This is a genomic window from Microcystis sp. M53602_WE12 (genome assembly GCF_030065455.1).
Classification (GTDB): Bacteria; Cyanobacteriota; Cyanobacteriia; order Cyanobacteriales; family Microcystaceae; genus Microcystis; species Microcystis aeruginosa.
In genome coordinates, this window is record NZ_JASJFB010000858.1 from 1 (window position 1) to 5,023 (window position 5,023).

Below are 5,023 nucleotides of genomic sequence, written 5' to 3' on the forward strand. Positions count from 1 at the left end.
AGGGCTTGCGGTGTCAGTCTGTAGAGCGACCATAAGACCAGAACAGAGTAAATCTGTTAAGGCAGGTGCGAAAAATCCTTCGGGAAAGAAGCAGAAACCCAAATCGTGAGGTTTGGGAATCACCGTCCGTTTACGGCGGCGAGGATGTCAATCCACAATACCCTCGATTTAGCTTCCGGTGATGCTATCCCCATGGCCTTGACGGCAGCGGCGATCAATGGTTAAAAATAAACAGATGCTGGATCCCCATCCAACATCCGCGTTCTAACTCTGCACACATTTTGCTAAGTCCTCATGATAAGTTAAAAAACGCTTCCTTTTTGGGGGCGTTTTTATTTATTCGATTGAAAAAACCGATGACAATCATTACTAAAGCTGATAAGAAAGTGGGAAGTGGGGTGTAGGGTGTAGGGTGTGGGGTGTGGGGTGTAGGGTGTGGGGTGTGGGGTGTGGGGTGTGGGGAGAATAAAGCTGCCTATTGCCTATTGCCTATTGCCTATTGCCTATTGCCTATTGCCTATTGCCTATTGCCTATTGCCTATTGCCTATTGCCTATTGCCTCCTGACTGACTCCTGACTGACTCCTGATAACTGATAACTGATAACTGATAACTGATGAAAAGATTAGCTTGGTTCGATCGCTTAGTGTTGGCGACTATTTTGGCCTTAATTGCCGGGATATCGTCGATTTTGATCCAGGGAAATCAAGTTCCTACCCGAGGGGAGAATTTTAGCTGGCAAGGACGAAAAATCGGCGTTAGGGACAATTATTTTACTTTAAGTTTTAATCGGCCGATTGACCGTTCAGACATAGAAACCAGCTTGGTGATCAATCCTCCCTTACCGGGTAAAATTAGCTGGGCCGGAGATCGCTTGACCTATACTTTGACAGAATTGCCCATCTACGGCAAAAAATATCAAGTAAAGTTACCTATTGCTCAAGGTGAGGACTTTATCGGCGAATTTTACAGCCACGATCGAGCTTTTGCCTATATTGGGGTCAACCAAGAGGAAAGAGGCCGTTTAATCGTCTGTAATATCATTCAGGGGCCAAATAACGTCACAGAACTGAAAAAAACCATCCTTACCCCTGGGGATCTGGTGGTCACGGATTTTCAAATCTATCCGAGGGGGGATAGAATTTTATTCTCGGCCTTCGATGGCTCTGACTTAGGACGAGACACCCCGAAACAGCAACTTTACACGATTACCACGGGTTTAAATCATGACGAACATGGTCAAAATTTGCCCAGTGGTCGTATAGAAAGGTTTTTAGATGGGAAAACTTATCAAAATCTGCGCTTTGATCTCTCAGATAACGGCAAAACCCTAATCGTGCAGAGAATTAATCATGGGAATCCGGGGGATGCCAGTTTATGGGTAATCAGGGATGATGGACAATCGCGACCGTTAGGAATGCAAGGGGATAATTTTTTACTATCTCCCGACGGTAAAAAAGCGGTTGTCAGTCAAACGGGAGGGGTAGCGGTGATTCCTTTGGATGTCCAAGGGGGAAAACCGCAATTTTTGCCTACCTACGAGAAAATCCTCGCTTTTTCCCGGGATGGTCGCCAAAAACTCATGGTGAAATCAGAACCGGATAATCAGCGATCGCTATTTCTGCTCGACGATCGGGGAGAGTCAAGACTACTATTAAGAACAGCTAATCCGATTATTAGCTGTCAATTTGAACCGCGACAGGAAAAAACCCTTTACTGTCTGAAAAGCGATCTGGTTATGGGCAGCGATGGCAAAGTGAAAGAAGAACCTTTTTTAGGGATTATTGAGCTAAAAACGGGTAAAATGACACCCCTGCTGGCTTTACCTAATTATCGTGACGTGCAGATGAGTATGTCTCCCGATGGCGTGGCCTTATTATTTGATCAGTTAGCAACCACACCCTTTGGAGTCAGAAATGATTTAGTCACCGGGGAGGGGTCGAGCATTGCCGATGGTCGTCTCTGGTTATTACCGCTTCCTGATCAGTTCAGTCCCAATAGCAGCACGAAAATTTTACCTCAAGAACTCAACGCCGGTTTTAAACCCCGTTGGCTGCCCTAATACGGCAGAATTAAGGAGTTAGGAGTCAGTCCCGATGAAAAAATTTTCACCCCCACAGATGAAAGAGGTTTCCTTCCCCACACCCCACACCCTACACCCTACACCCTCTTTCAAGTCAGGAGACAGGAGAGAAATCGTTACCTAATCAGGTGACTCGGAGAATACTGACTCCCGAAAACGAAAACCTCATACCTCACCATTAAGATAAGTGCTATATGCTACTTCAGCGATTTGCTTTTTTATTGCGTCCTAGTGGCGATATCGAGATCGAGCGGGGGATTCGGACTTTATTAGCGATCACAGTGCCGATTATTATCGGTGATATTTTAGATCGGTCAGAAGTGGGGTTAATGGTCGGTTTAGCGGCTCAAACCTTGATTTTAGCTGATGTGGGGGGACTTTACTGCCTGAGAGCGAAAACCCTAGTCGCTACGACTATCGGGATGGCTCTAGCTTTGATTATCGGCACATTAGCCAGTGCTTGGCTAGGATTGACCGTAGTGATAGTTTTTTGTGGGTTGTTTCTAGCGGGTTATTTGACGGTTTACGGGGAAAATGGGGCGTTAGCTGGGGTAGTAATCAGTTTATTGCTGCTTTTGGCCGTTTCTTTGCCATCGGGAGATATGGTCGTCGCTTTACAACGGGCCGGAATCGCTGTGTTGGGAGGGGGATGGACAATTTTTTTAGCCCTGTTTATCTGGCCTTTTCGCCCTAATCAGCCTTTACGTCAGGTAACGGCGGAAAATTTTCAGGGTATCGCCACCTATCTCCGCTCTTTGCCCTTAAACTCTCGTTCTAATGCTCATGAGGAGCCATATTTTGACAAAATCCGCCAGCTGTTGCTACGTTCGAGGAAAACTGTCACCTTGACGCGTCGGGGACGTTGGGGAAAGAATGAGCTGCGGGAATTGTTAATCGTCTTGATTGAAGATAGCGATCGCATTAATACCAGCTTAATTGCGCTGCGAGAATTGCTTCATCTTCATCCCTTGCCACAACTGACCACGGTGGGTATTTTATTAGAAGATATTCTCGTGCAAGTGGCGGAAATTAGCGAAGATATTGCTGGGTTAATTTTGGGTAGAAATAAACAACCGGATTGTGAGCGCTTGCAGCTATTACTCAAGGCGATCGAGCAACAAAAAAACCTGCAAGCTAAAGTTTTAGAAAATGCTCAGGACGATTATAGCAGTTATGTGGCAATTTCCCAATTAAATAATCGTTTAAAAAAATTATTTAAACAGCTAAAAATAGCCAGTGAAACAGCGCAACATTTGCGGCAAAGCGAGGAATTTTCAGATAAAAAGAATCCCTGGCAGCGGAACTTTGAAGGGATAGAAAAAGAGTACGGTCAAGAAAAAGCTTGGTGGGAACCATTAAAATCTAATTTTAATCTAGAATCGCCCCTATTTCGTCATGGTTTACGCTTGGGTTTGGGAAGTGCGCTAGGAGTTTTGATTTACAACAAGCTAGGAATTACCCATAGTTTTTGGATTGGTTTAACCTTAGTTATTGTGTTAAAACCAGATTTTAGCTTGACTTTTCAACGCTTTTTAAATCGGGTGTTTGGCACGATTTTAGGCTCGTTTTTTGTTTTGGCACTGTTGCGAATTATAGATAATCCGCTCTGGTTAGAAGTTATTGGGGTTATTTCTATAGCGATCGCTTTAACTTTGGTGCGATTTCACTATAGTTTAGCCGTATTTTTTATCACAATTTTTGCTTTAATTATCAGTCGTCTCGATACCAGCAATGACGGGATTAATTTAGAGTATATCAGAATAGTTTATACTTTAATCGGTAGTGCTTTAGCTTTTGCACTTTCCTTCGGTTTTTTACGGTTTAATGAAGATGAACGTTTTTCCCTCGCTGCCATTAAAGCATTAGAAGCTAATCAAGTATTTTTTCAGTCAGTTATGGCAGTTTATTTAGGAGAATCATCCTATCAAACTGCAAGTTTATCTTCCCATCGCAATAAAGCTCGACGAGCAAATACAACTATGCAAACGGCCCTACAAAGATTAATTGATGATCCTAGCACACCCTTTCCACAAATGGAACCGGCAATCACTTTAAGTAATTATATTCCTCGTTTTGGTCGCGGGGTGACAGTTTTATTGACGGAATTGGAACAATATCGCGGTAGTCCTCCCCATCCTAATCTGAGTCTGTTCACGCAACAAATAACCCAAGCTTTGACGCAATTAACCCAAGCTTTGCAAGCAAATAATCCTCCTTCTCCCTTACCTCCCCTCGAAGATACTTTAGAAAATATCCTCGATCATTTGCAAGAATTGCGAGAGGAAAGGTTAGTAGAAATTGCCCATCAAAAAGAGGGAACTAATCTCCATAAATATTTAGGGGATTATAATATTGTCACCACGGAACTTGTGGAATTATCCAGTCGTGTGGGGGTAATGAACACAGCAATCGATCGTTTTATTAGAAGTTAAAATTTAGTTATTAAGTAGTTGGACAAAAGTAAAGTTAACTGTGGGGTAAGGAGTCAGTAGCCGGTCGTCGGTCGTCAGTAAGAATTGCGGCAATTTACATTTCTTAAGATAGACAACAGAATTTATGTCCGACTACTTACACAATCAATTCTAAAGCTTGCCAACGGCTAATAGAGTTAATTTTGGCCGCTAACTGGTCCCTGTGTCAATCGACTTTTTTGATTAGGGGTGAAATCGATTTGACCACGTTTAGGATCCTTGGCATCATCTCCGGACGACCAGCTATTGTTCTGACGTTGCCCAAAACCAGAGACTTCCTACCCCACCATGAAGATAGGCTAAGACGCATTTTAACCGCCTATCCTTGAGATTGGCTAAATCTACCCAAATCCCTTTACTGTTGCCTGTTGCCTGTTGCCTCATCTCAACAAGCAATTTAAATTCGCGGGCAGCTTAACTGCTAGATTAGCTGACCAATTTTGTTTAGCTGTTAATTTTTGTAAAAAAAA

General features: G+C 43.3%; 3 protein-coding genes. 2 read left to right on the forward strand and 1 reads right to left on the reverse strand.

Annotation, left to right across the window (positions count from 1 at the left end):
- The first annotated feature begins 615 nt into the window (after positions 1 to 615).
- Both PX482_RS26135 and PX482_RS26140 read left to right on the forward strand, forming a co-directional pair.
- The gene (locus PX482_RS26135) at positions 616 to 2,061 is read left to right on the forward strand and encodes an Ig-like domain-containing domain (protein ID WP_288027804.1); all 1,446 of its coding nucleotides are present in this window, start codon (positions 616 to 618) and stop codon (positions 2,059 to 2,061) included.
- A 215-nt stretch (positions 2,062 to 2,276) separates the two neighbouring features.
- Positions 2,277 to 4,514 carry an FUSC family protein gene (locus tag PX482_RS26140; RefSeq protein ID WP_002761204.1) on the forward strand — a complete coding sequence of 746 codons (2,238 nt, stop codon included), beginning with the start codon at positions 2,277 to 2,279 and terminating at the stop codon, positions 4,512 to 4,514.
- Between the two features lie 282 nt (positions 4,515 to 4,796).
- Here the strand turns inward: PX482_RS26140 and PX482_RS26145 are convergent, their stop codons facing one another.
- Positions 4,797 to 4,937 (reverse strand): hypothetical protein, encoded by a 141-nt coding sequence (locus PX482_RS26145; RefSeq protein ID WP_002759867.1) that lies wholly within the window; start codon positions 4,935 to 4,937, stop codon positions 4,797 to 4,799.
- Positions 4,938 to 5,023 lie beyond the last annotated feature (86 nt).

Bases quoted from the DNA above. Each gene is read 5' to 3' on its own strand.
- PX482_RS26135 (WP_288027804.1), top strand. From the start codon at position 616: ATGAAAAGATTAGCTTGGTTCGATCGCTTAGTGTTGGCGACTATTTTG.
- PX482_RS26145 (WP_002759867.1), bottom strand. From the start codon at position 4,937: ATGAGGCAACAGGCAACAGGCAACAGTAAAGGGATTTGGGTAGATTTA.
- PX482_RS26140 (WP_002761204.1), top strand. From the start codon at position 2,277: ATGCTACTTCAGCGATTTGCTTTTTTATTGCGTCCTAGTGGCGATATC.